Annotated in this window: 23 protein-coding genes; 12 read left to right on the forward strand and 11 right to left on the reverse strand. The window is 71.3% G+C overall.

The genetic code is table 11. The features are described 5' to 3' along the window. Nucleotides 1–94 precede the first annotated feature (94 nt). Nucleotides 95–2500 carry a DEAD/DEAH box helicase gene (locus tag FFT09_RS06020; RefSeq protein ID WP_138382100.1) on the forward strand — a complete coding sequence of 802 codons (2406 nt, stop codon included), beginning with the start codon at nt 95–97 and terminating at the stop codon, nt 2498–2500. On the opposite strand, the gene FFT09_RS06025 is transcribed toward FFT09_RS06020, so the two are convergent. The 8 genes from FFT09_RS06025 to ssd all read right to left on the reverse strand — a co-directional run bounded on the left by FFT09_RS06025 (nt 2464) and on the right by ssd (nt 8577). Then, nucleotides 2464–3132, reverse strand: coding sequence for a bifunctional DNA primase/polymerase (locus tag FFT09_RS06025; protein WP_024875425.1), 669 nt, complete (start codon nt 3130–3132; stop codon nt 2464–2466). The genes FFT09_RS06020 and FFT09_RS06025 overlap by 37 nt on opposite strands. A gap of 344 nt (nt 3133–3476) precedes the next feature. Next, nucleotides 3477–3863 (reverse strand): Rv3654c family TadE-like protein, encoded by a 387-nt coding sequence (locus FFT09_RS06030; RefSeq protein WP_138382101.1) that lies wholly within the window; start codon nt 3861–3863, stop codon nt 3477–3479. Further along, nucleotides 3844–4245 (reverse strand): TadE family type IV pilus minor pilin, encoded by a 402-nt coding sequence (locus tag FFT09_RS06035; RefSeq protein ID WP_244231255.1) that lies wholly within the window; start codon nt 4243–4245, stop codon nt 3844–3846. Before FFT09_RS06035 ends, FFT09_RS06030 begins: the two co-directional genes overlap by 20 nt. Next, complete coding sequence (locus FFT09_RS06040) at nt 4246–4449, reverse strand: DUF4244 domain-containing protein (protein ID WP_024875428.1); 204 nt, start codon at nt 4447–4449, stop codon at nt 4246–4248. A 33-nt stretch (nt 4450–4482) separates the two neighbouring features. Then, nucleotides 4483–5076 carry a type II secretion system F family protein gene (locus FFT09_RS06045; RefSeq protein WP_244231256.1) on the reverse strand — a complete coding sequence of 198 codons (594 nt, stop codon included), beginning with the start codon at nt 5074–5076 and terminating at the stop codon, nt 4483–4485. Further along, the gene (locus FFT09_RS06050; protein WP_138382102.1) at nt 5073–5891 is read right to left on the reverse strand and encodes a type II secretion system F family protein; all 819 of its coding nucleotides are present in this window, start codon (nt 5889–5891) and stop codon (nt 5073–5075) included. Before FFT09_RS06050 ends, FFT09_RS06045 begins: the two co-directional genes overlap by 4 nt. After that, nucleotides 5885–7084, reverse strand: coding sequence for a TadA family conjugal transfer-associated ATPase (locus tag FFT09_RS06055; RefSeq protein WP_138382103.1), 1200 nt, complete (start codon nt 7082–7084; stop codon nt 5885–5887). Before FFT09_RS06055 ends, FFT09_RS06050 begins: the two co-directional genes overlap by 7 nt. Before the next feature lie 428 nt (nt 7085–7512). After that, the gene (gene ssd / locus FFT09_RS06060; protein ID WP_138382104.1) at nt 7513–8577 is read right to left on the reverse strand and encodes a septum site-determining protein Ssd; all 1065 of its coding nucleotides are present in this window, start codon (nt 8575–8577) and stop codon (nt 7513–7515) included. Nucleotides 8578–8930: 353 nt separating this feature from the next. On the opposite strand from ssd, the gene FFT09_RS06065 reads away from it, so the two are divergent. The 6 genes from FFT09_RS06065 to murQ all read left to right on the forward strand — a co-directional run bounded on the left by FFT09_RS06065 (nt 8931) and on the right by murQ (nt 17289). Beyond that, the gene (locus FFT09_RS06065; protein ID WP_138382105.1) at nt 8931–9746 is read left to right on the forward strand and encodes an HAD-IB family hydrolase; all 816 of its coding nucleotides are present in this window, start codon (nt 8931–8933) and stop codon (nt 9744–9746) included. Nucleotides 9747–10217: 471 nt separating this feature from the next. Beyond that, nucleotides 10218–12065 carry a glycoside hydrolase family 3 protein gene (locus FFT09_RS06070; RefSeq protein ID WP_081191860.1) on the forward strand — a complete coding sequence of 616 codons (1848 nt, stop codon included), beginning with the start codon at nt 10218–10220 and terminating at the stop codon, nt 12063–12065. Between the two features lie 31 nt (nt 12066–12096). Next, nucleotides 12097–13368, forward strand: coding sequence for an exo-beta-N-acetylmuramidase NamZ family protein (locus FFT09_RS06075; RefSeq protein ID WP_138382106.1), 1272 nt, complete (start codon nt 12097–12099; stop codon nt 13366–13368). Nucleotides 13369–13441: 73 nt separating this feature from the next. Beyond that, entirely contained in the window at nt 13442–15190 is a 1749-nt protein-coding gene (locus tag FFT09_RS06080; RefSeq protein WP_138382107.1) for a serine hydrolase domain-containing protein, read from the forward strand. 180 nt (nt 15191–15370) lie between these two features. Further along, the gene (locus tag FFT09_RS06085; RefSeq protein ID WP_425273044.1) at nt 15371–16312 is read left to right on the forward strand and encodes a MurR/RpiR family transcriptional regulator; all 942 of its coding nucleotides are present in this window, start codon (nt 15371–15373) and stop codon (nt 16310–16312) included. A 50-nt stretch (nt 16313–16362) separates the two neighbouring features. Continuing rightward, nucleotides 16363–17289, forward strand: coding sequence for an N-acetylmuramic acid 6-phosphate etherase (gene murQ / locus FFT09_RS06090; RefSeq protein ID WP_081191862.1), 927 nt, complete (start codon nt 16363–16365; stop codon nt 17287–17289). 116 nt (nt 17290–17405) lie between these two features. On the opposite strand, the gene FFT09_RS06095 is transcribed toward murQ, so the two are convergent. Next, nucleotides 17406–18140 carry a hypothetical protein gene (locus FFT09_RS06095; RefSeq protein WP_024875439.1) on the reverse strand — a complete coding sequence of 245 codons (735 nt, stop codon included), beginning with the start codon at nt 18138–18140 and terminating at the stop codon, nt 17406–17408. A gap of 161 nt (nt 18141–18301) precedes the next feature. On the opposite strand from FFT09_RS06095, the gene acs reads away from it, so the two are divergent. Further along, complete coding sequence (gene acs / locus FFT09_RS06100) at nt 18302–20302, forward strand: acetate--CoA ligase (RefSeq protein ID WP_138382109.1); 2001 nt, start codon at nt 18302–18304, stop codon at nt 20300–20302. Between the two features lie 82 nt (nt 20303–20384). On the opposite strand, the gene FFT09_RS06105 is transcribed toward acs, so the two are convergent. Both FFT09_RS06105 and FFT09_RS06110 read right to left on the reverse strand, forming a co-directional pair. Next, entirely contained in the window at nt 20385–21143 is a 759-nt protein-coding gene (locus FFT09_RS06105) for a choice-of-anchor P family protein (RefSeq protein ID WP_138382110.1), read from the reverse strand. A gap of 50 nt (nt 21144–21193) precedes the next feature. Next, nucleotides 21194–21997: a L,D-transpeptidase family protein gene (locus FFT09_RS06110; RefSeq protein WP_420852684.1), complete on the reverse strand. Its 804-nt coding sequence runs from the start codon at nt 21995–21997 to the stop codon at nt 21194–21196. A gap of 580 nt (nt 21998–22577) precedes the next feature. On the opposite strand from FFT09_RS06110, the gene FFT09_RS06115 reads away from it, so the two are divergent. The 4 genes from FFT09_RS06115 to FFT09_RS06130 all read left to right on the forward strand — a co-directional run bounded on the left by FFT09_RS06115 (nt 22578) and on the right by FFT09_RS06130 (nt 25377). Next, nucleotides 22578–23021, forward strand: a complete 444-nt coding sequence (locus FFT09_RS06115; RefSeq protein WP_081191865.1) for a DUF6319 family protein — start codon at nt 22578–22580, stop codon at nt 23019–23021. A 118-nt stretch (nt 23022–23139) separates the two neighbouring features. After that, nucleotides 23140–23862 carry a VIT1/CCC1 transporter family protein gene (locus tag FFT09_RS06120; RefSeq protein WP_024875444.1) on the forward strand — a complete coding sequence of 241 codons (723 nt, stop codon included), beginning with the start codon at nt 23140–23142 and terminating at the stop codon, nt 23860–23862. A gap of 49 nt (nt 23863–23911) precedes the next feature. Next, nucleotides 23912–24424, forward strand: coding sequence for a phage holin family protein (locus tag FFT09_RS06125; protein ID WP_024875445.1), 513 nt, complete (start codon nt 23912–23914; stop codon nt 24422–24424). 20 nt (nt 24425–24444) lie between these two features. After that, nucleotides 24445–25377 carry an alpha/beta fold hydrolase gene (locus FFT09_RS06130; protein WP_081191866.1) on the forward strand — a complete coding sequence of 311 codons (933 nt, stop codon included), beginning with the start codon at nt 24445–24447 and terminating at the stop codon, nt 25375–25377. Nucleotides 25378–25386 lie beyond the last annotated feature (9 nt).

Below are 25386 nucleotides of genomic sequence, written 5' to 3' on the forward strand. Positions count from 1 at the left end.
CGTGTGTCCACAGTCACATCACCGGAATGTGCGAAGCTCAGAAGGTGACGCATGTAGTGACAAGTCGACAAATTCACCTCCGGGGCGGGCGGCCGTGACCACCACCCCGGCGGGACAGGCCACCCGGGCGCGGCAGCTGCTGGACCGCGCGACCGCGGGCGTGCCGCAGGACCGCTACCCCGTCACGCATGTCGCCGACCTTCCCGCGCGGGAACCGCGCCACGCCACCTGGCCGGACTGGGTCCCGGCCACGATCCGGGACGCGCTCGCTGCCTCCGGCGCCGACCGCCCGTGGACTCACCAGATCGACGCCGCATCCCTCGCCTGGTCGGGTCGCAACGTCGTCGTCGCCACCGGAACGGCCTCGGGGAAGTCGCTCGCGTACCAGCTTCCCGTGCTCTCCAGACTCGCGACGGACGACAGGGCCACCGCGCTGTACCTGTCACCCACCAAGGCGTTGGCCGCCGACCAGCTACGCTCGGTGTCCGATATGGACGTCGACGGTGTCCGGCCCGCGGCCTACGACGGCGACACCCCGCAGAGTGAACGTGGCTGGGTACGCGACCACGCGCGCTGGGTGTTCTCCAACCCCGACATGCTGCATCGCGGGATCCTGCCGTCGCACTCCCGCTGGGCTCGCTTCTTCCGGGGCCTTGAGTACGTGGTCGTCGACGAGTGCCACGGCTACCGGGGTGTCTTCGGCTCCCATGTGGCCCTGCTGTTGCGCAGGCTGCGGCGCATCGCCCGGCACTACGGCGCCGATCCGGTGTTCGTGCTCGCCTCGGCGACCACGGCCGAGCCCGAGCGGTTCGCGACGCGACTGCTCGGCGACGACTGCGTGGCCGTCACCGACGACGCCTCACCGCGCGGTGCGCGCACGATGGCGCTCTGGGAACCGCCGCTGCTGCACGAGCTGGCCGGCGAGAACGACGCTCCGGTACGACGTTCGGCCGGGGCCGAGGCGGCGCGCATCCTCGCCGAACTCGTCATCGAGGGTGCCCGCACGCTGGCGTTCGTCCGGTCCCGTCGCGGTGCCGAGCTGACCGCGCTGGGAGCGAAACGCATTCTCGCCGACGTGGCACCCGAGCTGGCCGAGAAGGTCGCCGCCTACCGGGCCGGCTACCTGCCGGAGGAGCGGCGCGAGCTGGAGTCGGCGCTCATGGACGGTCGGCTACTGGGCGTGGCGACGACGAACGCACTGGAACTGGGCGTGGACATCTCGGGCCTGGACTCGGTGGTGCTCGCGGGCTATCCCGGAACGCTGGCGTCGTTCTGGCAACAGTCCGGCCGCGCGGGCCGCTCGGGTGACGACGCGCTGGTCGTGTTCGTGGCGCGCGACGATCCACTCGACACCTACCTCGCGCACCACCCGAAGGCGTTGCTGGAGCGTCCCGTCGAGGCCGCCGTGCTGGACCCGGCCAACCCGTACGTCCTCGCTCCGCATCTCGCGTGCGCGGCGGCCGAGTCGGCGCTCAAGGCGGGCGAGTTGGAGCAGTTCGGCGGCGACGCCGCCCGCCGGGTGCTGGACGACCTCGTGGCCGACCGCCTGCTGCGCCGCAGGCCGAGCGGCTGGTACTGGACGACCCGCGACCGCCCGCATCACGACGTGGACCTGCGCGGGTCCGGCGCCGAGCAGATCGCCGTGGTGGAAGCCGACACCTCGCGACTGCTCGGCACGGTGGACGGCGGGTCCGCCTGCGGGACCGTCCATCCCGGTGCGGTGTATCTACACCGGGGCGACTCCTTTGTGGTCGACGAGCTGGATCTGGAACACGGCATCGCGTACGTACACCGCGAGGACCCGGAGTGGAGCACCTCGGCACGGGACGTGGTCGACATCGAGGTCCTGGAGACCGTGGAACGCCGGGCCTTCGGCGGTGTGACGGTGAACCTGGGTCAGGTGGCGGTCACGTCACAGGTGGTGGGCTACCTGCGACGACTGCCGTCGGGCGAGGTGCTGGACCACGTGCCACTCGACCTTCCGGAGCAGGTCCTGCACACCCGGGCGGTGTGGTACACGGTCGACGAGGAGTTGTTGTGCGGCCGGCGCAGGGGGCCGGGGGGCGCCGGCGTAGAACCGGCGCGCGTCCCCGGCGCCCTGCATGCCGCCGAGCACGCGGCGATCGGGCTGCTCCCGCTGTTCGCGACGTGTGACCGGTGGGACATCGGTGGCGTGTCCACCGCGGCGCACGCTGACACCGGGGAGGCAACGGTGTTCGTGCATGACGGACATCCCGGAGGCGCGGGATTCGCCGACCGCGGTTTTCACGCCTTCGTCCCCTGGCTCACCGCCACGCGGGAGGCCGTGACCGCCTGCGAGTGCCCGGCGGGGTGCCCGTCCTGCGTTCAGTCGCCCAAGTGCGGGAACGGCAACGAACCGCTGGACAAGGCTGGGGCGGTGGCCGTGCTGGACATCGTTCTGGCCACCGTCGGGACGGCGGCCGGGCACGGCCACGATGACGCTCAGGCCGCGGAGGTACCGGCCGACAGCGCCGGGTGAGTGTCGGCGCCCACCGGCGCGGTCGGCGATCCGGCACAGGCGCGCACGAGCACGTCGTGGACCACCTCGGCTCTCGGCAGGCGCCATCCCCAGACGTCGGGCTTGACCCGCCAGTGAACGACGCCGTGCTGGAACGGGGTGGGTGGCAGGGGAATCCAGCTGCCCTCGCCGTGCCACTCGATGCCCTCGGTCTCGGCCAGCGCCGTGGGCAGTCGGTCGGCGACACCGGTCAGGAACAGCCAACGGCCGTTCGGCATCGCGACGATGGGCGCGGGCTGCCCCGTGGCTCGCAGCAACACGGCGGCACGCCGACCCACGTGATCGTCGACCTCCACCGCGTCCACCGTCACCCCGGTAGCGACCAGGAGGCTGTACGGCCTTCCCGTCCACCATGCGGCGACCTGTTGCGGATGAGCACCGAGCCGACGTTGCCAGTCCCCGTGCGCCGGAGCGGGCTTCACCCACGGACCGTTCGGGGGTTCGCCGGGGGCGCCCGCCGCCGCTGAAGTCTCACTGTCCGGATACGTGCCCGGGATCACGGGCCAACCGCGCCACGCGAGCCCGATGGCCTCGGCACGCAGCTCGATACGAAAGGCAGCACGCCAGCTGTCCGGCCATTCGGTGTCCAACATCTGTACTCGAGCCTCCTCGGGATTGACCGCCAGGGGTCGTGGTGTTGCATCTCACTCAACGGCAACTTGCACACTGCGGGAACCACCGGCTCGGCAACCGGCATCCGATGCACGACGAGCGAGCACCGCCGCACCATGCGCGCCGAACCGGCCGACCCGCTGACGGCACCGGTCGTCGAACTCGGGGCTCGCGGACCGGGTGCGAGGCCAGCGCGCCGGAGGGCACCCAAGACCGCCACACCCTGCCGACACCCCCCGGCGACCGGCTCGGCTCCGTCCGCCCTACCGCTCGTCGCAGCCGAACGACCGCTGCTCGCGGCGAGGGCCAGCGGGCCGGTGTCCGCTCACCGATGAGGGAGAACCGGCCCTGCTCGCGCCCTGGCCGTGACGGTGCCGCCCAGCCCGGCGACTCCCCGCACGGGCGCGACGACGACCACGCGGGCATCCCAGCCGTCGAGGGCGCAGTCGGTGAGCCGGGCCGCCATCCCCTCGGCGAGTTCCTCGGCCCGCGCGCAGGCCACCTCCACGCCGGCCTCGGCACGCCCCGCCGCCGCGAGCGCCGCCAGATCGGCCACCCCGGCGAGTCGGTGCCTTGTCACCACGACGACTCCCAGCGTCCAGACGATCCCAGCGACCACCAACAGCGCTGCCACGGCACCGGCGGCCCACACCGTCGCGAGCCCGGTGTCGCGGTCCGCGCCGCCGCCCCGCTCACCTCCTGGCGGCGGCATGTGCATCACCGCGGGTAACACCGGGTTCCCACTGGGCGTGCGCTTCGGCTCGGAGGGTGACGCCGGGCAGCAACCCACCCGCCGCATCGACGCTGACCCGGACGACGACGGCGTTCCCGCCGCGCCGCACGGTCATCGTCGCTCCGCCGGGTGCCAGCGCACCGACCAGACGCTCGGCCTCCGCCGTCGGCGCACCCCGTGCCAGGACACGCGCCGCCTGCGTGGCGGCATCGGTACAGCGCAGCTGTGTGCCCACGGCACCCAAGGCGGCGATGACCAGAGCGACGACCGTGACCAGCGCGCACAACGCGATGGCCGCTTCCACCGTCACGCTGCCCCGGTCGCCGGGCACCCGACGCCGTACGACGACCCGCGCGGGCACTCAGAAGTCCACGGCGATCGCCTGCTCGACCAGGGTGGTGAGCCCGTCGTACACCGAGTCGCCCGTGACGACCGCGTAGAGCAGCGCGGCGAACGCGGCTGCGGCGATGGTGCCGACGGCGTACTCCGCCGTCGACATTCCGCCGTCCGGTACACACCCGGCTTCCCGGCGGCGAAGTGTGCGCGGGCGGAACTGAAGCAACATGGGTTGTCCTTTCGTGCGAGTGGAGGTGGCGTGTCAGGGCGTGACGGCGAGACGGTCAGCAAGACCGAGGACGACCGGGATCACCCCTAGACACAGGAACGCGGGCAGGAAGCAGAGCCCCAGCGGGCCCGCGACGAGCACGCCAGCCCGCTGCGCCCTGGCCTCGACGCGGTCGGCTTCCGCACGCCGAACGCGGTCGGCGAGTGCGAAGGCCTGCGTGGCGAGCGCACTGCCGGACGACGCGGTACGGCGTGCCGCACGGGCGAGGTCCGCGGTGTCCGGGTGCCCGTCGGCGTGGCTCCACGCGGTCTCGGCATCCGCCCCGACCGCCAGCGCGTTGGCGGTGCGGCGCAACACGTCGGCGACCGGTCCGCCCGTGCCCGCCGCGACCGCGTCCACCGCCGTGGCCACGGGCAGCCCTCCGCGCAGACATGCGCCGAGCAGGTCCACGACGAGCGCTGGATCGGTCTCGGCCGGTCGTACGCCGGTCACGGCCGCGGGGCACACCGGGCTCACGGTGAGGCTCCTGATCCTCCTCAGCCGCGCCCGCGACCGGGGCACGCCGAGCATCGGCGCTGCGAACACCACCGCCGCGATCACCAGCAGCGGCACGCTCGCGTGCGTCACGGGAGAACCCGCCCGGTCAGTTTCGAGGTCCACGCGACACCGGCCAGCTGCAACAGTGCCCCGGCCACGAACAGGACCGAGCCCGTGGGCATCCCCAGCAAGACGCCGACCGGTCCGGCGCCCATGGCCTCCCCGAGTGCGAGCCCGGCCACCGGAAGGCAGGCGAGTACCGCGGCACCCGCCCGCGCTCCCGCCAGTCGAGCATCGAGCCCGCGGGCCGACCGGGCCGTCGCTTCGACATCCCGGTAGACCGCGTCGAGCACCTCCGCCAGCGGGATACCGTGCCGGGTGGACAGTGACCACGCCGCCGAGACCCGCGCGAACACCAGGTCGGCCTGCACCGCTCCGGGACCGGGCGCCTTCTCGTCACTGCGGCGGAGGCCGGTCGGGCTGCCGCGCTGACGCGCCGAAACCGCGAGCGTTCGCCATCGTCGCCCCAGCCAGGCTGGCGCCTCCCGCGCCACGGCCTCGACGGCCGCCACGGGGTGCGCTCCGGCCCGAATCTCCGTCACCACACCACGGACCGACGCGGCCAGTTCGTCGCAGGCCAGCACCGTCTCCCGCGCCCGCATTCGGCTACGCCGGTGCAGCAGCACGGCGGCCACGAGAAATCCGCCCCCGATCGTGACGGCGATCCCGGCGACGAGTACGCAAGCCAGCGCGGCGACCACTGCCGCCATCCGCCCGAGACGGGGGGTGTACCGCACTTTCTCGCGGCCCGACGATGCCCCGTCACGCAGGCCCGCCAACCGGCGAACGCCCGGCTGTGCGGGCCACAGCGTCAGCCCGGTGGCCAGCAGAGCCGGGGTCAGCACGCCGCTGCTCTCCCGGCATCGGCCCGGCGGCCCCGGCACGCATCACGACCGGAGACCAGGGCGGCTGTCAGCGGCGAGTCCCTGCGGAGCCGTTCCCCGGGCCGCCACATGGGCTCGACGCGGACCACGTGACCCTCCCGGCGCACCATCCCGATCTCGGCCAGTACCCGCCGACCCGACGGTTCACGACGCATGTGCAGCACCACCTGCACCGCCGCGGCGAGTTGGCTGTGCAGTGCCTCCCGGGACAGACCGCCCAGCGCGGCGAGCGCCTCGAGTCGTGCCGGTACCTCGGCGGGAGAGTTGGCGTGTACGGTCCCGGCACCCCCGTCGTGTCCGGTGTTCAGTGCGGTGAGGAGTTCCACCACCTCACGTCCCCGCACCTCGCCCACCACCAACCGGTCCGGCCGCATCCGCAGGGCCTGGCGCACGAGTTCCCGTAACGTCACCTCCCCCGCGCCTTCCACATTGGATGGTCGTGCGACGAGCCGGACGAACTGTGCGTGCCGGGGTTGGAGCTCGCCGACGTCCTCCACACACACCACACGCTCCGCCGGGTCCACCGCTCCGAGCAGGGCGGCGAGCAGCGTGCTCTTGCCCGAGCCCGTGGCCCCCGAGACCAGGAACGCGAGCCTCGCCCTCACGAGCGCGTCCAGCAGTGCCAGCCCGGCGTCGTCGACGGTCCCGAGGCGCCGTAGGGAGCGGAGATCATGGCTGGCGGGACGCAGGACCCGCAACGACAGGCATGTCCCGTCGGCCGCGATCGGCGGAAGCACGGCATGCAACCGGACCCGGCCCGCAGACCCGCTACCCGGCAACCACCCGTCGACGAACGGCTGGGCATCGTCGAGGCGGCGGCCCGCCGCGAGCGCCAGTCGCTGCGCGAGCGCACGCACGGCCTCCTCTCCGGGGAACCGTACGCCGGTCCTGCGCAACCCCTCGGGGCCGTCGATCCACACCTGATCCGGTGCGGTGACGAGAATGTCGGTGACGTCCGGCGTGGCGAGCAACTGCTCCAGTGGCCCCACGCCCACCAGTTCGTCGTCCAGCAGCTTCAGCGCGGCCAGCACGTCGAGGTGCCCCGCGACGCCACCGGCCTCGGCGCGCACCGCCTCGGCCACGACGCGGGGATCGGTCGCCTCGTCGGAGCCCGCGAGTCGCGCCTTGACCCGGTCGACCAGCTCAGTGCTCATGTCTCCCCCTCCTTGTCCTGTTCGGCGTGACTCCCTAGCCACATCGCCAGACTCCCCCGGCACCGGCCACCCCCACAACGCCAACCTCAGCGGCCTGTGGACAACCGCGACTCGAACGGGCACTTTCGGGGCAGAATCGCACGCCACGCGCCAGGACGAAGGACTCTGACGGTGAGCGCGGACAGCGGTGCGCCCGGTGCGCCAGTGCGGTCGCAGTGGCGACGGCGCGCTAACCACGACCGTCCTCACCGGACTCGACGCGCATCGGAATCGGCGGTGGCCTGGCGGACCGCGCGGTCTTTCCCAATCAGTCGTCCGGTCGGCGAGCACGACGGCCGACACGGCGCACGACCAACGCGCTGACAGCCGTCGGCCGTTGCACCGACCGCGCCCAGGTTCCCGGGACCGCGGTCGATGTGGACACTGGCTCAACGCCTGGTCGCCGCCGTGTGCCCGGCCAGGGACGCCAGCACTGCTTCGGCGGCCCTGGCCAGTCGGCGTTGCGAGCCGAGCCCTCCACCGTCCAGTGCGCGCCGTACCGCGCGCTCGTCCCGCAACCACGCCAGGACGGGGACGCCCACCGCGTCGGCCACGTCGGCCTCGGTCAGCCCGGAGTCGGTCCGGGCGCGCACGACCGCTCCGGTGCGCGTGCCGTGGCTCGCGAGCCGTTCCCGGACGCGGCCCGCGGCCACACAGCCGCGCACGTCCGCGGGAACGACCAGGACGACGAGGTCGGCGCGGTTCAGCACCTCGTCCGCGGCCGGTCCGGGATGTCGAGGAAGGTCGCACACGACGGTGCGCCCCGCGCGGCGTCCCGCGTCGACGACCGCGGCCACCGCGGCCGGCGTAGGGCCTGGTCCCGCACGGTCGCAGGAGAGGACGGCGATGCGGCCCCGGCCCCGGCGGCGCGACGGCAACGCGGCGTCCAGCTCGGTCATCGACACCCGGCCCGAGGTGACCCGGAGATCGGGCCAGCGCAGCCCGTCATCTGCTTCGGCGCCCAGCACGAGGTCGATCCCTCCACCCAGGGGGTCGCAGTCCACCAGCAACGCCGCCCCGCCCGTCCGCGCGGCCCGCACACCGGCCGCCGCGGCGAGCACGGAGGTTCCCGCACCGCCCCGTCCTCCGATCACGGCGAGCACCCGACCCTCGCGGGTGCTCGGGCGTTCGACGACGTCGGCGAGCGCGGTGATCACGGTGTCCTCGTCGGCAGGCAGGACCGCCACGCCGTCCACACCCGACGCCACCGCGGCTCGCCAGAGCGCGTCGTCCGGAGCCTCCGCCCGCACCAGGAGCAGTCCGGCGCGCCGGGGCAGGCCACCGTCGGTGGGGAGCTCGTCGAGCAGCACGAGCGGCGCGTCGCCCCAGTGAGGCCTCGCCGCGGTGAGGTCGTCGACATAGCGTGGCGCGCAGCCGACGGCCGCGGCCAGCCGGGCGACGTGGTCGCGGACGCCGTGGTCGGCGACCACCACGAGTGGACGATTGTCGGTCACTGGCTCCCCCGATGACGTTCGCGCTGTCCGAACCACGGTCACGCGGACCGGCGTGCCGTGACAAGACCGGTCCGCACCGCCTGTGGACATCTCACCGACTGCGCACAAGCCTGTGGACAACTCGGGCGAACAGCCCCGGGGTGGCGGCCCTCGCCAGGGGGAGGAGCGAGGGCCGCCGGTATCCGGTCCCGGGGGGTCGGACCGGACGTGCCCGGTGTAACCGAGCGCGAACACTGTAACCCGGTGAACGGAAAGGGGAGAGCGAACCAACAACGAGTGACACGCCACAGTTCGATCACGGCGCGCCCGGCCGTCACGGCGGTGGCGTGCCGAGCTTGCAATATCGTGGTGCCGTGCCAGCACGTGACGACGCCCCCACGGCCGCCTTCTTCGACCTCGACAAGACGATCATCGCGTCGTCCAGCGCGCTGGCGTTCAGCAGACCGTTTCTCCAGCAGGGACTGATCAACCGGCGGGCGGCGCTCAAGAGTGCCTACGCGCAACTGCTGTTCGCGCTGTCGGGCGCGGACGCCGACCGGACCGAACGCCTGCGCGCGGAGATCTCGCGGATGTGCGCGGGCTGGGACGTCAGCCAGGTGAAGGCGATCGTCGGCGAAACACTGCACGACGTAGTCGCGCCACTCGTCTACGCGGAGGCGGCCGAGGCGATCGAGCGGCACAAGGCCGAGGGCAGGGACGTCATCGTGCTGTCGGCCACGGGCGAGGAGGTGGTCCGGCCCATCGCCGAGATGCTGGGGATCGGTCACAGCATGGGAAGCCGCATGGAGATAGTCGACGGCCGTTACTCAGGCAAGGTGGACTTCTACTGCTACGGCGAGTACAAGGCGATCGCGGCACGCGACATCGCGGCCGAGCGCGGATACGACCTCGCCGACTGCCACGCCTACACCGACTCGAGCACCGACCTGCCGTTGCTGGAGGCCGTGGGCCATCCCCACGTGGTCAACCCGGATCGGGCACTTCGCCGGATCGCGCTGGAGCGTGGCTGGCCCGTCCACGCGTACGCGAAGCCGGTCTCACCGCGCGCCCGCATCCCGTCCGCCTCGACGGCCGTGGCGGTGGGACTGGGGGTGAGTGCCGTCGCCGCCGGGGCGACGCTGTTCGGCCTCTCCCGGCGCAGGCGCAAGGACCCGCCCGCGACGGTGTGAGACGGTCGGTGACGGTCGCCGTCACCCGGACGGACTCTGGACCGGTGCACCAGCCGGAGCCCTTGAAGTGATCGCGGTCACTGACTACAAAGGGAAGTGCGGAGGTTCTCTCGGCCAGGGGCCAGGCAGAGGAGAAGCCTGGTCCACCCCGACCGGACGTCCGTGCGTGAGCGACGGGTACCCACGCGGAGCGCGCCGCGGGAGGCTTGTCGTCGAGGGACTGCGGATCGGGACGCCGGACGCCGAGTCCCCACCAGTGACGACTCATATGCACGCTTGGTCGCCCGGCCGTCTCACGCGAACGATGTGGCGCCCGCTGGTTCTCCGCGAACCGGCGGGCGCCTTTCGCGTCACGAGTGCCTGGTTGCGACGTTCGGTCGTTGACCCGCTACGGCTCGGTGAGTAGCTTTCCGGATGCCGATTCGTCCGGGTGGACTTTCCACATCCGCGCGACGCAGACCGGGAGGCCCCGTGACCACCGTTTCAGCCCGGCCGTGGAAGGCCGGAGCCGCCGCACTGCTCGTAGGCTTGCTCTCCGTGACTCCAGGCGCGGCCTCAGCCCAACCACCATCGTCCTCACCAGGGGACGAGGCCAGGTCCCCCGGCGGGAGCCACTGGGCCGAGCGCACCCTGCGCGGCATGTCCCTCGAGCAGAAGGTCGGCCAGCTCTTCGTCGCCGACGTGTGGGGCCTGCACGCCGACGAGACCCATCCCGGCAACCAGGAGAAGTACGGCGTCGACACGGCCGCCGAGGTGGTCTCGAAGTACCAGGTCGGCGGCGTCATCTACTTCAACCACGGCGGTACCGACAACATCGAGACGCCGCGCCAGGTGGCCCGGCTGTCGAACGGGCTGCAGCGCGCTGCCCTGCGGTCGTCGAACCCGAGGGTGCCGCTCGTGGTAGCCGTCGATCAGGAGGGCGGCAGGGTCACCCGCATCGCCGACCACGTCACCGAGTACCCGAGCGCGATGGCGCTCGGTGCGACCCGGGACGTCGGGGGAGCCCGCACCACGGCGGCCATCAGCGCTGCCGAGCTTCGCGCCATGGGGATCACCCAGGACTTCGCGCCGGTGGCCGACGTGAACTCCAACCCGCTCAACCCGATCATCGGCTCCCGTTCGTTCTCCTCGGATCCCGAACTCGCGGGCGAGCTGGTGGCCGCGCAGGTAGAGGGCTACCAGGAGTCGGGCAGGGCGGCGCGCACGGTCTCCGCCGCCGCCAAGCACTTCCCCGGCCATGGTGACGCCGCCACCGACAGTCACATCGGCCTGCCGGTGATCGACCGCAGCGAAGCGGACTGGCGCGCCAACGACCTCCCCCCGTTCCAGCGGGCCGTGGACGCGGGCATCGACGCCATCATGACCGCCCACATCTCCGTACCGAGCCTGGACGACTCCGGCGACCCCGCCACGCTGTCGAAGCCCATCATGACCGGGCTCCTGCGCGAGGAACTCGCCTACGACGGCGTGGTGGTCACCGACTCGCTGGGCATGGCGGGCGTGCGGGAGATGTACTCCGACGCCGAGATTCCGGTGCGGGCGCTCGAAGCGGGCGTCGACCAGATGCTCATGCCCCCTGACCTCGACGCGGCGATGGGCGGCGTGCTGGACGCGGTGGCCGAGGGCAGGATCACCGAGGAACGCATCGACCAGAGTGTGCTGCGCATCCTGAAGCTCAAGCAGCAACGCGGCCTCGTCCCCACTCCGTTCGTGCCGGAGGACAGGGTCGACCGGGTCGTCGGCACCGACGAGCACCGCGAGACCGTGCAGCAGATCACCGACCGGAGCACCACGGTGCTCAGCGACGACGCGAACCTGCTCCCCCTGGCCTCCGACGTCGACGACGTGCTGGTGACGGGCTGGAACAACCCGGCGTACCCGGGCTACGCCGCCGAGCCGGTCGCCGCTCTCGCCGAGGCACTGGCGGAACAGGGCGTCGACACCCGGGCGATCTCCACCGGAGCGGCCCCGGACGCCGAGACGGTGGACCGAGTCGAAGCCGCGGCCGGTGAGGTCGATCTCGTGATAGTCCTCACCAACGGCTTGCGGACCAGCGAAGGGCAGCGTCAGCTTGTAGAGCGGCTGACCAGTACCGATACCCCGATCGCGGCGGTCGCCGTCCAAGAGCCGTACGACCCCGGTCACGCCGATGTGCCCACCTGGCTCGCGACGTACGACTGGCGCGACGTCACCATGACCTCGCTGGCGACGGTGTTGCTCGGCCGACAGGCCCCCGAGGGGACACTGCCGGTCTCCGTCCCGAGTGGATCCGACCCCGACCAGACGCTGTACCCGTTCGGCCACGGGCTGACGTGGTGACGGCGACCCGACGTCAGGAAACGACGACACCATGACCGTGAATAGGCGCAGCTTCCTGTCCACGAGTGCGCTGGCCGGCTCCCTGCTCGCCACCTCGGCCACCGCCGCCGCGGCCTCGCCGCCCGACGTTCCCGGCCGTAACCGCCCACGGGTACGGCCCGGCGCCGACCGTCTCGCCGCCGAGGGCTGGCGACGGCTCGCCGGGCGCAGGGTCGGGGTGCTGTCCAACCCCACCGGCGTGCTCGCCGATCAGGTACACGTCGTGGACTCCCTGGTGCAAGCGGGGTCACCACCGGTCGCCGTGTTCGGACCCGAGCACGGCTTCCGGGGCAGCGCACAGGCGGGCGGCTCCGAGGGCGACTACACCGACCCGCGCACGGGCGTGCCCGTGTACGACGTGTACGGCGTCGGCATCGACAAGTTCACCGAACTGCTGCGCAAGGCCGAGATCGACACGATGGTGTTCGACATCGCCGATGTCGGATCCCGCTTCTACACCTACATCTGGTCGATGTACCGGGCGATGGTGGCGGCGGCCAGGGTCGGGGCCTCGTTCGTGGTGCTCGACCGGCCGAACCCGGTCGGCGGCGCCGCCGCGGGGCCGATGCTGGACCCGGCGTACAGCTCCGGTGTCGGTCTCAAGCCGATCGTGCAGCAACACGGCATGACGGTGGGCGAGCTGGCACGGTACTTCGCCGCCGAGTTCCTGCCCGGCGAGGGCGTCCGGCTGGACGAACTCGACGTCGTCACCGCGCGCGGCTGGCGGCGCGACCAGGTCTTCGCCGAGACGGGACTGGCCTGGACCCCGCCGTCGCCCAACATGCCGACGCCGGACACCGCGCTCGTCTACCCGGGCACGTGCCTGTTCGAGGGCACGGTGTTCTCCGAGGGCAGGGGCACCACCCGGCCGTTCGAGATCCTCGGTGCGCCGGAGGTCGACTGGCGCTGGCGCGAGGAGATGACGTCGCTGGACCTGCCCGGCGTCGCCTTCCGCGAGTGCTACTACGTGCCGACGTTCGGCAAGTTCTCCGGCGAGACGTGCGGCGGGCTCCAGCTCACGGTGACCGACCCGGGCAGGTTCGACGCCATCCGCACGGCCGTGGACCTGATCGTGACGGCACGTCGGCTCTACCCCGGCCTGTTCGCCTGGCGCGAGGACAACTTCATCGACCTGCTCACGGGTTCGGACCGGTTCCGGACGATGGTGGACGCGGGCGCCACGACGGACGAGGTCGTGGGGTCCTGGCGTGCCGAGCTCGACGGCTTCACGCGGAAGCGGCAGCCGTATCTGCTCTATCGGTGACCTCCCGGGCCGGCTACCACCGGTCCACGGACAGCGGCGTGCGCGCCGTGACAAGGTGAGGTGAAGCGACGCGATGCGCGCGAAGGCCACAGTGTTGCGGATCGCGGCCCTGGTCGCGATCCTGACCGTGACAGGAGCGACCGCGATGGCCGCGGTACGGGCGGACTCCGGCCGGTTCGACCGGCCGCAGCGCGGCTTCGCGCCGTCGGACACCGTGCTCGAGGCCGCCTCGCCGGAACGGGCCGGGCTGGATCCCGCTCCGATCAGGGAGGCCGAGCGCACGATCGCGGGCATGGCCGAGTCCGACTACGTCGACGGCCACCCGCTGTTCGCGGGAGCGGTCGGGCTGCTCGCCCACGACGGCAAGGTCGTCGACACCTACGCCACGGGCAGTGCGCTGCGCTACGCCGACGGTGAGGGCACCGAACTCCCCGCGGACGAGCAGGTGCCGATGCGCGACGACACGATCTTCGACATCGCGTCGGTGACCAAGTTGTTCACCTCGATCGCGGTGATGCAGCTGGTCGAACGCGGCGAGGTGGAGCTGACCTCCCCCGTGGCGTCCTACCTGCCCGAGTTCGGTGTGAACGGCAAGCGCGACATCACGGTCGAGCAGCTGCTCACCCACACCTCGGGGCTGGAGCCGTCACTCTTTCTGTGGCGGGACTGGCCGGACCGGCAGGCGCGGATCGACGCCGTGCTGCGCGTCGCACCACAGGACGAACCAGGCACCACCTACACCTACTCGGACCTCAACCTCATCACGCTCGGTCTGCTCGCCGAGCGTGTCACCGGCGATCCGCTGGACGAGGTGGTCGCCGACGGAATCACCGATCCGCTCGGCATGACCGACACCGAGTTCAATCCGCCCGAACGCAAGCTCGACCGCATCGCGGCCACGGAGTTCCAGGCCACTCCCGCACGCGGCATGGTCCGTGGCGAGGTCCACGACGAGAACGCCTGGTCACTGGGCGGCGTCGCCGGGCACGCCGGGTTGTTCTCGACGGCGCGCGACCTTGGAGTGCTCGCGCAGGCCCTGCTCAACGGCGGGACCTACGACGGCGAACGCGTTCTGCGCCCGAGCACCGTGTTGCAGCTGTTCACCGACTACAACTCCGAGTTTCCCGGCGACTCGCACGGACTCGGGTTCGAACTCGACCAGATCTGGTATATGGGCGGGCTGACCTCGCCGTCCACCGCGGGACACACCGGCTACACGGGCACGTCGCTGGTGATCGACCGCCAGTCGCGGTCGGTGGCCGTGCTGCTGACCAACCGTGTCCACCCGTCCCGCTCCTGGGGATCGGTCAACCCGGCGCGGCAGGCGTGGGCGGGTGGGCTCGCCCGTGCACTCGCCGTGAAACCCACGACGGGACCGCGGGCCTGGTTCAGCGCGATCGGCGACGACAACACGGCCACCCTGACCACCCCGCGCCTCGATCCCCGGGGGCGAGAGGCGACGGTGTCGTTCGACGCCTTCATCAGCAGCGAGGAAAGCGACCGGCTCGTTCTGGAGGCCAGTACCGACCGGGGCGCGACGTGGACCACCGTGCCCGTCCGTGCCCGTGGCTCGGGCGCGCCGAAGGGCACCGTGACCAGCCTGTCGGGCACTGATCACCGGCACTGGTGGTCCGTGCGCGCCCGGACCCCGCGAGCCGAGGATCTCACTCTTCGTTGGCGATTCACCACCGATGGGAACTACACCGCACGCGGGGTGCTCGTGGACGGAATCCGGGTGATGGGTGCGCGCGGCGTGCTGTTCGACGGTGAACGCCACCCCGATCGGCTCGACGCGCGGGGATTCACCGCGACAGATCGCTGATAGTTGCCAACTCGTTAACCTTTTCGGGCTAACACCACGACCCTGAACAGCGACTTTCCGGGCAACCACTCGCCACAACCCGGAGTCCGTCGGCTCGGGTTGCGATCACTCGGGAAGGTGCGGGTAACCTTGTCATATATGCCTGGTGTTAGTAAGTTTCCCACGTCGGACGATTCGGGCATGCCGACACCCGTCAACGGAAACGGTACGGATGCGGAGCCGGACGCCAGCCCCCTGGTCCGCATCCGATCACTGCTGCCCGGACTCGCCCGCGCCGAACAGCGGGTCGCCAAGGTCGTGCTCGACGAACCGTCCTCGGTCGCCCGCCGCAGTATCACCGAGGTAGCCCTGGCGGCCAAGACCAGCGAAACCACCGTCACCCGGTTCTGCAAGGCCATCGGCGTCGGCGGATATCCGCAGCTCCGCATCGCGCTGGCCGCGGACACGGCGCGGACCCAGGCTCGTTCGTCACGTGACCTCGGCGGTGACATCACGGCCGACGACGACCTGGACTCGGTCGTGAGCAAGGTCGGTTTCGCCGACGCGCGCGCCGTCGAGGAAACAACCGAGCAGCTCGACATCGCCGAGCTCACCCGCGTCACCGACCTCGTCGCGAACGCGGGGCGCGTGGACGTGTACGGCGTGGGAGCCAGCGCGTTCGTGGCCGCGGACCTGCAACAGAAGATGCACCGCATCGGTCGCGTGTCCTTCGCGTGGTCCGACACCCACATCATGCTCACCTCGGCGGCCGTACTGTCCGAGGGCGACGTGGCGGTGGCGATCTCGCATTCCGGCGCCACCACCGACACCGTGGAAGCGTTGCGCGTGGCGGGAGAGCACGGCGCGACCACCGTCGCCGTCACCAACTTCCCCCGCTCCCCCATCACCGCCGTCGCCGATCACGTGCTCACGACGGCGGCGCGGGAGACGACGTTCCGCTCGGGTGCCACGGCGAGCCGGATCGCACAGCTCACGGTGATCGACTGCCTGTTCATCGGCGTCGCGCAGCGACACCTCGACGAGGCCGTGCCCGCGCTGGACTCCACGCGGGACGCCGTCGACGGTCACCGGCTCGGCATCCGCCCGGACGGGCGGCGCAAAACCGAGCGACAAGGCCGGTAAGGGAAGGGGCGCTCGCAGGACGTGCGCCAGTGGAGAACAGTGAGGCAGGGATGACCGTTTCACCGCAGGTCGTACACGTCGAGTCGCCCACGGAGCGGCGGAACCCGAACACGACCGACATCGACCGGATGCCGACCGCCGACATCCTCGCCGCCATCAACACCGAGGATCACACCGTCCCGGCCGCGGTACGACGAGTGCTGCCCGAGCTGGGCACGGCCGTGGACGCCGCCGCCGAGTCCCTGCGCGGCGGGCACCGGGTCCACTACGTGGGTGCCGGGACCTCCGGCAGGCTCGCCGTGCTCGACGCGGCCGAACTCGTTCCCACCTACAACGTGCCGTCCGACTGGTTCGTCGCCCACCACGCGGGCGGGCAGCGCGCGTTGCGGAGTGCGGTCGAGAACGCCGAGGACAACGCCGAGGCCGGAGCCGACGAGCTGCGCGGCAGCGTCGACGAGGGCGACTTCGTGCTCGGGCTGACCGCTTCGGGACGCACGCCGTACGTCATCGGGGCGCTCCAGGCCGCCCGGCGGCTCGGCGCGAGCACCGCACTCGTGTCGTGCAACCCCGAAGCACCCGTGCCCGACGGTGTGGACGTGCTGATCACCGTGGACACCGGGCCCGAGGCCATCGCGGGCTCGACCCGCATGAAGGCAGGCACGGCGCAGAAACTCGTGCTGACCGCGTTCTCCACCGCGACCATGGTCAAGCTCGGCCGGACCTACTCCAATCTCATGGTCAGTATGCGGGCCACCAACGCCAAGCTGCGGGGCCGGACCGTCCGGATCCTGCGCGAAGCCACCGGGCTGAGCGCTCAGGACTGCAGCGAGGCGCTGACCAGGGCCGACGGTGACCTGAAGGTGGCGCTGGTGCAGCTGCTCGCCGGAGTCGACGTCACCCGGGCCACGCTCGCGCTGGAAGCCGCGGATGGCCACGTGCGGGCGGCGCTGGACAGTGCGCGAGCGAGGGCGTCGTAACGCCGGCGACGACGAGAACTGCGGACACGGCTACACAGCCTGCGGACACGGCTACACAGCTTGCGGACACAGCTACGCAGGCTGCGGACACGGCTACGCAGGCTGCGGACACGGCTTCAGGGGGTGGCGGCGTCGGCGATGCTCTTGGCTTCGCCCGCGCCGGCCTCGAACGTCTCGCAGCAGAACAGCAGCCACTGCCGCACGCCGTCGGCCTCGCCGGAGGCGAACGCCGCCGCGGCCTCGTCGTAGCGGCGCTGCCTGCGGTAGCACGCGACCTCCGGCACGGTCAGCGCCTTGGGGTCGAGCCCCGTGGCGATCATCGCCAGTCGTGCGGCGGCACGAGCGAGCACGCCGTCGGCGGAGCCGAACGGTCGCAGTGTCAGCAGTTCCCCGTGGACGACGGCGGTGAGCACCGGGCCGGGAACGGTCGTGGCTCCGGTGACGAGCTGCCCCAGCAGCTCCAGCCGCCCCGCCACGCCGTCGTCGTCGCGCGGCCTGCCGAGTGCGTCGCTGTCCACCGCCAGGTCCTTCGCCGCCAGGACGTGCAGCTTCGCGAACACCTGGAGTGGGGCGCGGCGCCACGTCGGCAGCAGCGACTCCGTGGCCTCGGCGACCCGCAGCGAGCCCGCCAGCACCGGATCGGCCACCACCCCGTCGTCCGGCAGCTCCGGGTCCGCGCCGTCGAGGGCGGCGGAGGCCCTGGCGGCACGCACCGACGCCTCCGCGGCGGTGGCCGAGCCGCCGCGCAGGTTGGCGGGCAGGCGGTGAACGGCGAAGACGGCGTCCTGCGCGGTCTTCGCGGCCTCGGCGACACCGCCGAGTTCCAGCAGCGGTGCGAGTGGGTCGCTCATGCCCGCGAGCATAGGCAGCGCTCGTCCACCGCTCGTCAGCCACTCGTCCCCCAGCGCTTGTCGGCCGTCGCGGGCTGGCTGCAACCGTGTGACATGGGGTACTAACGTCGCTACCGGCAACGCGGGCGCGCAGAGCCAGAGTTCGGATTTCAGGAGGAACCATGACAGAGCAGTCACCGGCACTCGACAACCTGCTGACCGAGAGCCGCACCTTCCCCCCGAGCGACGAGTTCGCCGCGAAGGCCAACGCGACCGCCGAGCTGTACGCCGACGCCGACACCGACCGGGAGGCGTTCTGGGCGAAGCAGGCCGAGCGGCTGCATTGGGACACGCCGTGGACGTCCGTGCTCGACTGGTCGGACGCGCCGTTCGCGAAGTGGTTCGTCGGCGGCAAGCTGAACGTGGCCTACAACTGCGTCGACCGCCACGTCGAGGAGGGCCACGGCGACCAGGTGGCCATGCACTGGGTCGGCGAGCCCGGCGACACCCGCGACATCACCTACGCCGAGCTGCGCGGCGAGGTCTGCCGTGCCGCCAACGCCCTGGCCTCGTTGGGAGTGGGCGCTCACGACCGCGTGGCGATCCAGCTTCCCATGATCCCCGAGGCCATCGTGGCGATGCTGGCCTGCGCGCGCATCGGCGCGCTGCACAGCGTGGTGTTCGGCGGGTTCTCCCCCGCCGCGCTGCGCTCCCGCGTGGACGATGCGGAGGCCAAGGTCGTGATCACGTCGGACGGCCAGTACCGCAGGGGCAAGGCCGTGCCGATGAAGGCGGGCGTGGACGACGCGCTGGCCGGGGCCGAGAGCGTGGAGAAGGTCGTGGTCGTGCGGCGCGCGGGCGACGACCTCGACGGCGAGGTGGCGTGGACCGACGGTCGCGACGTGTGGTGGCACGACCTGGTGGACGCCCAGCCGGACGACCACACCGCGGAGGCGTTCGACTCCGAGCACCCGCTCTACATCCTGTACACGTCCGGCACCACCGGGAAGCCCAAGGGCATCCTGCACACCTCGGGTGGCTACCTGACCCAGGCCGCCTACACCCACCGGGTCGTGTTCGACCACAAGCCGGGGGAGGACGTGTACTGGTGCACGGCCGACATCGGCTGGGTGACCGGCCACTCGTACATCGTGTACGGACCGTTGGCCAACCGGGCCACGCAGGTCGTGTACGAGGGCACGCCCAACACGCCCCACGAGGGCAGGCACTGGGAGATCGTGCAGAACTACGGGGTGTCGATCTACTACACCGCTCCCACGTTGATCCGCACGTTCATGAAGTGGGGCGCGGACATCCCGGGCAAGTACGACCTGTCGTCGCTGCGGGTGCTCGGTTCGGTCGGTGAGCCGATCAACCCCGAGGCGTGGATGTGGTACCGGGAGCACATCGGTGGTGACCGCTGCCCGGTGGTGGACACCTGGTGGCAGACCGAGACCGGCGCGATCATGATCTCGCCGCTGCCGGGAGTCACCCACGCCAAGCCCGGCTCGGCGCAGCGGCCGCTGCCGGGCATCTCGGCGAAGGTGGTGGACAACGACGGCACCGAGGTTCCCGCCAAGGGCGGCGGTTACCTCGTGCTCGACAAGCCGTGGCCGTCGATGCTGCGCGGCATCTGGGGCGACGACGAGCGCTACCGCGACACCTACTGGTCGCGGTTCGCCGAGCAGGGCTTCTACTTCGCGGGCGACGGCGCGAAGTACGACGCCGACGGCGACATCTGGCTGCTCGGCCGGGTCGACGACGTGATGAACGTGTCGGGTCACCGCATCTCGACGACCGAGGTGGAGTCGGCGCTGGTGTCGCATCCGACGGTCGCCGAGGCCGCCGTGGTCGGCGCCACCGACGCGACCACGGGCCAGGGCATCGTCGCGTTCGTGATCCTGCGTGGCGGCGCGGCCGAGGGCGGTGAGGGAAGCGCGGGCGGCGAGGAGGCCATCCAGGCCCTGCGTGCCCATGTGGCCAAGGAGATCGGCCCCATCGCGAAGCCGAGGCAGATCATGGTCGTACCGGAGTTGCCGAAGACCCGCTCCGGCAAGATCATGCGGCGGCTGCTGCGCGACGTCGCCGAGAACCGCGAGGTCGGCGACGTCACCACCCTGGCGGACAGCTCCGTGATGGACCTCATCTCGAAGGGCATGAAGTCCGGCTCCGGCGACGAGTGATTCCGGCCTGACACGCGACGGCGGCCTCCACCCTGTGCGAGTGGAGGCCGCCGTCTTGTGTGATCAGCCTGTCGTCAGACGATCAGCCGGTCACGTCCAGGTGACCGGGCTGCGGAACGGGCCGCGGGGCCTGGCCGTCCTCGTCCGGCTCGGAACCCGGCGCCTCGCCACCGTTGTTGTCGTCCTCGGACGGCGGGGTGGTCGGCTCCTCGGTCGGCTCCTCCGGCTTCGGAGTCGTGGGCTCGGGCTCCTCGGCGGGCTTCTCGGTGCAGGTGGCCCGGGCGAGGTCCACGGTCTGCGTGCCGTCGAGCAGGTCGACGGAGAGGGCGGTGACGCTGCGCGAACCGTCGCCGTTGTCGACCTGCTTGTTCAGCGTGATGCGGGCGACGCCCTGCAGCGCGTCGGGAACGATCTCCGTGTTGGGAGCGATCTGGTCGAGGTTGACCTCCTTGCCACCGACCTTGAGGTCGGCGACGGAGGTGCCCATGCTGAGGTCGTCGCACTCGGCGGTCACCATGCCGACGCCGATGGCGGGCAGCCCGGGCAGGCCCAGCCCCACATCGGCGGCGCTGGCTTTGGCGTAGCCCTCCTCGACGGCGGAGTTGAACACTCCGGCACGCACGAGGCTGTTGGCCCCGCCGGGGAGCTCGGTGTGGACCAGGTGGTCAGTGCCCGCACCGGTCACGTGCGGCACCTTCATGATGTTCACCAGTCCGCTGGCGCCGAGGGCGTACGCGGAGTCCTCCGGCGCGGCGACGGCGGCCGGGGCGAACGCTACACCGCCGGCGACGAGGGCGGAGAGCACACCGGCGCCGAGAGCGGCTGTCTTCTTCTTGAGCAATGCAGTGCCTTTCGTTCGGGTCGAGCTGCTGTTCGGGAGTCCCGCCCGGATCAGACGATGTTGACGATCGTTCCGAGCGGTAGTTGGACGAGGGCGTCGAGGGCGTCCGAGGTCACCCTGATGCACCCGTCGCTGTTGGCCTTGCCGACAAAGCTGTCGTCCGGCCACGTGTGGATGCCGACGGTCCCGGGACCGCCGCCGTAGGTCTCGTGTGAGTCGGAGTGGTAGCTCAGCGGGAGAACGATGGGGCTGTAGTCGTTCACCGTCTCCTCGATCGAGGCGATGATGTAGGCGCGCCCCGTCGGTGTCGGGGAGTCGGGTTCGCCGATCCCGACGGTCCACTCGCCGATCCGCTCACCGCCGTCGAGGATCTCCAGGTGGAACTCGTCGAGATCCACGTTGACCGCGTAGTCGTTCTGGGCGGACTCGACGGCGTCGCCGGACGTGTCGATCCAGCCGGTCGCACCGTTGGGCCGGGTGGGCAGCAGGATCTGCGCCCAGTCACCGTCCCGCTGGATGACCGGCACCCAGGTCGGTGAGGAGATCTGCTTGACGGGCAACCGGGCGATCTCGGTGCCGTCGACCCCGTCGTGTACCGGCAGTTCCCGCGTCGGGTGGAGGACCTCCCCCTCGGTGGCCGCGTTCGGTTCCGGGTCCTTGGGCGCGTTGGCGACCTTTCCGTAGGTGGTGGCCTCCGGAAGGGCCGCGGCCTGCTGCTGCCCGCCCTCGGCTTCGGCCTGCTGGTCGCCGCCGTCTCCACCGCAGGCGGAGACGAGCAGCGCGAGAGTCGTGACCGCGGCGAGCGACGCCACGCGCCGGAGGGGCCGGGCGCGGGAAATCTCGGTTCTTTCCATTAATCAGAGTCCCTGAGGCATAGATCAACTGGGCGAGGTGAAAGCTATTCAAGCAAACGACTTTCACCCGGGGCACGGCAGGCCCGACTATTCCCTCCGAAACACCGGCGAACCGGCGCCGCATGGCCGGAATGCTGCGAAAACGCCGCCCCGACCGTCCACATGCACGGCCGCTTCGGGCCGGATGCACTGGCGCACAACGGTTCCCCGTCGCGGTGTTGATCACAGTAACCACTACGGAGAGTTGTCCGAGGGCTCCCGGAAGCCGCATTCGCCAACGCGAGGACACCCATCAAATCGACGTGACCAGGCACGATCTACCCGAGAGCTACCAACAGTTCCCGCATTTCACTCTTTCGTGTACATGGGTGTAACGCGGGCGTCGCGAGATCGGCGCAGAACCACATTCCACGCCGGTCTCAATACGATGACGGAGGCAACCCGAAGCACGCCCACGACTCCTATTTCCGGCGCGCCTCCGTGCCATACCCAGCGGAACACGAGTCGAACGCACGTTCTATCCTTGCCGCCTGCACGACCTCGCAGGTACACCCGCTCTCGCTAGGAGACGACACTGACGATGACCGTTGACGCTGGTTCCGCGACGCAGGAACGGGACGAGACCCCGGTGCCGCAGGACGCCGGACAGCAGGAACAGCCTGAGCGGCAGGAGCAGTCCGGGCAGACCCCGCAGACGGGGCAGTCGGGGCAGCCGACGCCGCAACGGGGCAAGCCCAAGAGCAGCGCCCGCAAGACCAGGACCGTCGTGCTCACCCTGACCGTCACCGGCACGGCCGACGGTGAGTGGCAGGCCGAGCTGAAGCACGGCAGCAAGTGGGTCGCCAAGGGCCTGGACATTCCGGCAGCCGCCGTGTCGCGCGCGGCGAAGGAACTGCACGAGGAGCTGTCCGTGCCCATCGACGAGGTGATCAACGAGGCTCGGGAGCAGCAGCAGGCCAAGGTCGCCCAGTTGGAGGCCGAGCTGGAGCGGGCCAAGCAGGCGCTCGCCGAGCTGGAGGACTGAGAACTCCGGGCACAGAGTGCCCGGTTCGGCACGCGGGAGCGCCGGTGGCCGTGCCCGCCGGCGCTCCCGCGTGTTGCCGCGTGTTGCCGCGAAGCCGCCGCTGCGTTGTGATGGCGCGGTGGCCGAAGTTCCGCAGGATTTCCACGACGACGAGCCGCACCGCGACGACGTGAGCGGCAGGCTCAACTGGTTGCGGGCCGGGGTGCTGGGCGCCAACGACGGCATCGTGTCGACCGCGGGCCTGGTCGTGGGCGTCGCGGGAGCGACGACCGAGCACACGACCATCCTGTTCGCCGGGCTGGCTGGACTGGTCGCGGGCGCACTGTCCATGGCAGGCGGCGAGTACGTCTCGGTGTCCACACAACGCGACACCGAGCGAGCGTTGCTGCGGTTGGAGCGGCAGGAACTGTCCACCATGCCGGAGGAGGAGGAACGCGAGCTCGCGCAGCTGTACGAGGCGAAGGGCCTGTCTCCCCGGCTGGCCGCGGACGTGGCGCGCGAGCTGACCGAACGCGACGCCCTCCGCGCGCACGCCGAGGCGGAGCTGGGCCTCGACCCCGACCGGCTCACGAGCCCGTGGCAGGCGGCGTGGGCGTCGATGGTGTCGTTCACGGCGGGCGCGCTGCTGCCCCTGCTCGCGATCCTGCTGTTCCCGCCGGCCGCGCGAGTGCCTGCCACGGCGGCGGCCGTGGCCGCGGCGCTGGCGGTCACCGGCTGGGTCAGCGCGCGGCTGGGCGGGGCCCCTCCACTGCGGGCGGCTGCCCGCAACGTCGGCGTGGGAACGCTGACGATGCTCGTGACCTACGTGGTGGGCCTCGCGTCGAAAACGACGTTCGGTTGAGGCCGCTCGCGGCGCGCCCGGCGAGCCACGAGATTGATCACGTGGCACGATGAGGCGCGTGAGCAGCCCCAGAAACCCCCCGACGGACGGCGTGGGTGGCCCCGCGGTGCCCTACCTCCCGCTGTCCGAGGACGACGGAACAGCAACGCAGGACCAGTCCATCGGCTCGCTGGTGAAGGACGCGACGCAGCACGTGTCCACGCTGGTGAGGGCCGAGGTCGAGCTGATCAAGTCCGAGGCGGTCGGCGAGGCGAAGAAGGCGTTCAAGGGCAGTCTCTTCTTCGTCGTCGCCGGTGTCGTCGCGCTGTACAGCTCGTTCTTCTTCTTTTTCTTCCTCGGTGAGCTGCTGTCCGAGTGGCTGCCCCGGTGGGCCGCGTTCGGCATCGTCTTTCTGCTGATGCTGGTGACGGCCGCCGTGGCGGGGTACGCGGGCCTGCGCAAGTGGAAGCGCGTGCGCAAGCCGCAACGGTCGATCGACAGTCTCAAGGACACCGCCGACACGCTGCGGCACCGCAAGTCGCCCGAGGCGGAACCGGCTCCCGGTTCCGCGCCCACGCGCTGAGAAGGACACGTCCGCCACTCGTGTCCGCTCCCGACCCGTCCACCGTGCGCCTGGAAGGGCCCTGGACACACCGCGACGTGTCGGCGAACGGCATCCGACTGCATGTCGCCGAACTCGGTTCCGGTCCCGCCGTGCTGCTGCTGCACGGATTCGCCGGGTTTTGGTGGAGCTGGCACGGCCAGCTGCGGGCGCTGGCCGAGGCCGGGTTCCGGGTGGTCGCCGCCGACCTGCGCGGCTACGGCGACTCCGACAAGCCACCGCGCGGCTACGACGGATGGACGCTCGCCGGGGATGTCGCGGGGCTCGTCAGGGCGCTCGGGGAGCGCAGGGCTCACCTGGTGGGGCATGCCTGGGGCGGCCTGCTCGCCTGGTCGGTCGCGGCGCTGCACCCGCGCGTGGTCGAGTCGGTGAGCGTGCTCGGCGGGGCGCATCCGCTGGCGTTGCGGTCGGCCATCGGGCACAGCTGGTGGCGACGGCACGGCCAGGCGCGCGCGATGCGGCACCTGCTGCGGTTCCAGGTACCGATGGTGCCCGAACGCAGGCTGGTGGCCGCCGATGCCTCGGAGGTCGAGCGGCTGACACGGAGCTGGTCGGGCGCGGACTGGCCGAGGCGGGACGGCTTTCCCGAGTCGATGCGGCGGTTCCGGCACGCCATGCGAGTGCCGGGTGTGGCGCACAGCTCGCTGGAGTACTACCGGTGGGCGTTTCGCTCGCAGTTCAGAGGAGACGGTCGCCGCTTCGCCCAGTCCGTCGCCGACCGGGTCGCGGCGCCGGTACTGCAGATCCACGGCGCGGACGACCCGTGTGTGCTGCCGGACACGGCGCTCGAGTCGGCACCGTGGCGCGGTCCCGGCTCACGGTTCGCGCTGCTGCCCGCAGTGGGTCACTTCCCTCAGCTGGAGGCGCCCGCCCGGACCAACGAGTTGCTCACGCGGTTCCTGCGCGGCGAGTGAGGCGCGCCG

This window comes from Saccharomonospora piscinae, assembly GCF_005862235.1.
Taxonomy (GTDB): domain Bacteria; phylum Actinomycetota; class Actinomycetes; order Mycobacteriales; family Pseudonocardiaceae; genus Saccharomonospora; species Saccharomonospora piscinae.

Bases quoted from the DNA above. Each gene is read 5' to 3' on its own strand.
- FFT09_RS06025 (WP_024875425.1), bottom strand. From the start codon at position 3,132: ATGTTGGACACCGAATGGCCGGACAGCTGGCGTGCTGCCTTTCGTATC.
- FFT09_RS06030 (WP_138382101.1), bottom strand. From the start codon at position 3,863: ATGCCGCCGCCAGGAGGTGAGCGGGGCGGCGGCGCGGACCGCGACACC.
- FFT09_RS06040 (WP_024875428.1), bottom strand. From the start codon at position 4,449: ATGTTGCTTCAGTTCCGCCCGCGCACACTTCGCCGCCGGGAAGCCGGG.
- FFT09_RS06055 (WP_138382103.1), bottom strand. From the start codon at position 7,084: ATGAGCACTGAGCTGGTCGACCGGGTCAAGGCGCGACTCGCGGGCTCC.
- FFT09_RS06075 (WP_138382106.1), top strand. From the start codon at position 12,097: ATGACCGTGAATAGGCGCAGCTTCCTGTCCACGAGTGCGCTGGCCGGC.
- FFT09_RS06080 (WP_138382107.1), top strand. From the start codon at position 13,442: ATGCGCGCGAAGGCCACAGTGTTGCGGATCGCGGCCCTGGTCGCGATC.
- FFT09_RS06085 (WP_425273044.1), top strand. From the start codon at position 15,371: ATGCCGACACCCGTCAACGGAAACGGTACGGATGCGGAGCCGGACGCC.
- murQ (WP_081191862.1), top strand. From the start codon at position 16,363: ATGACCGTTTCACCGCAGGTCGTACACGTCGAGTCGCCCACGGAGCGG.
- FFT09_RS06095 (WP_024875439.1), bottom strand. From the start codon at position 18,140: ATGAGCGACCCACTCGCACCGCTGCTGGAACTCGGCGGTGTCGCCGAG.
- acs (WP_138382109.1), top strand. From the start codon at position 18,302: ATGACAGAGCAGTCACCGGCACTCGACAACCTGCTGACCGAGAGCCGC.
- FFT09_RS06110 (WP_420852684.1), bottom strand. From the start codon at position 21,997: ATGGAAAGAACCGAGATTTCCCGCGCCCGGCCCCTCCGGCGCGTGGCG.
- FFT09_RS06115 (WP_081191865.1), top strand. From the start codon at position 22,578: ATGACCGTTGACGCTGGTTCCGCGACGCAGGAACGGGACGAGACCCCG.
- FFT09_RS06125 (WP_024875445.1), top strand. From the start codon at position 23,912: ATGAGGCGCGTGAGCAGCCCCAGAAACCCCCCGACGGACGGCGTGGGT.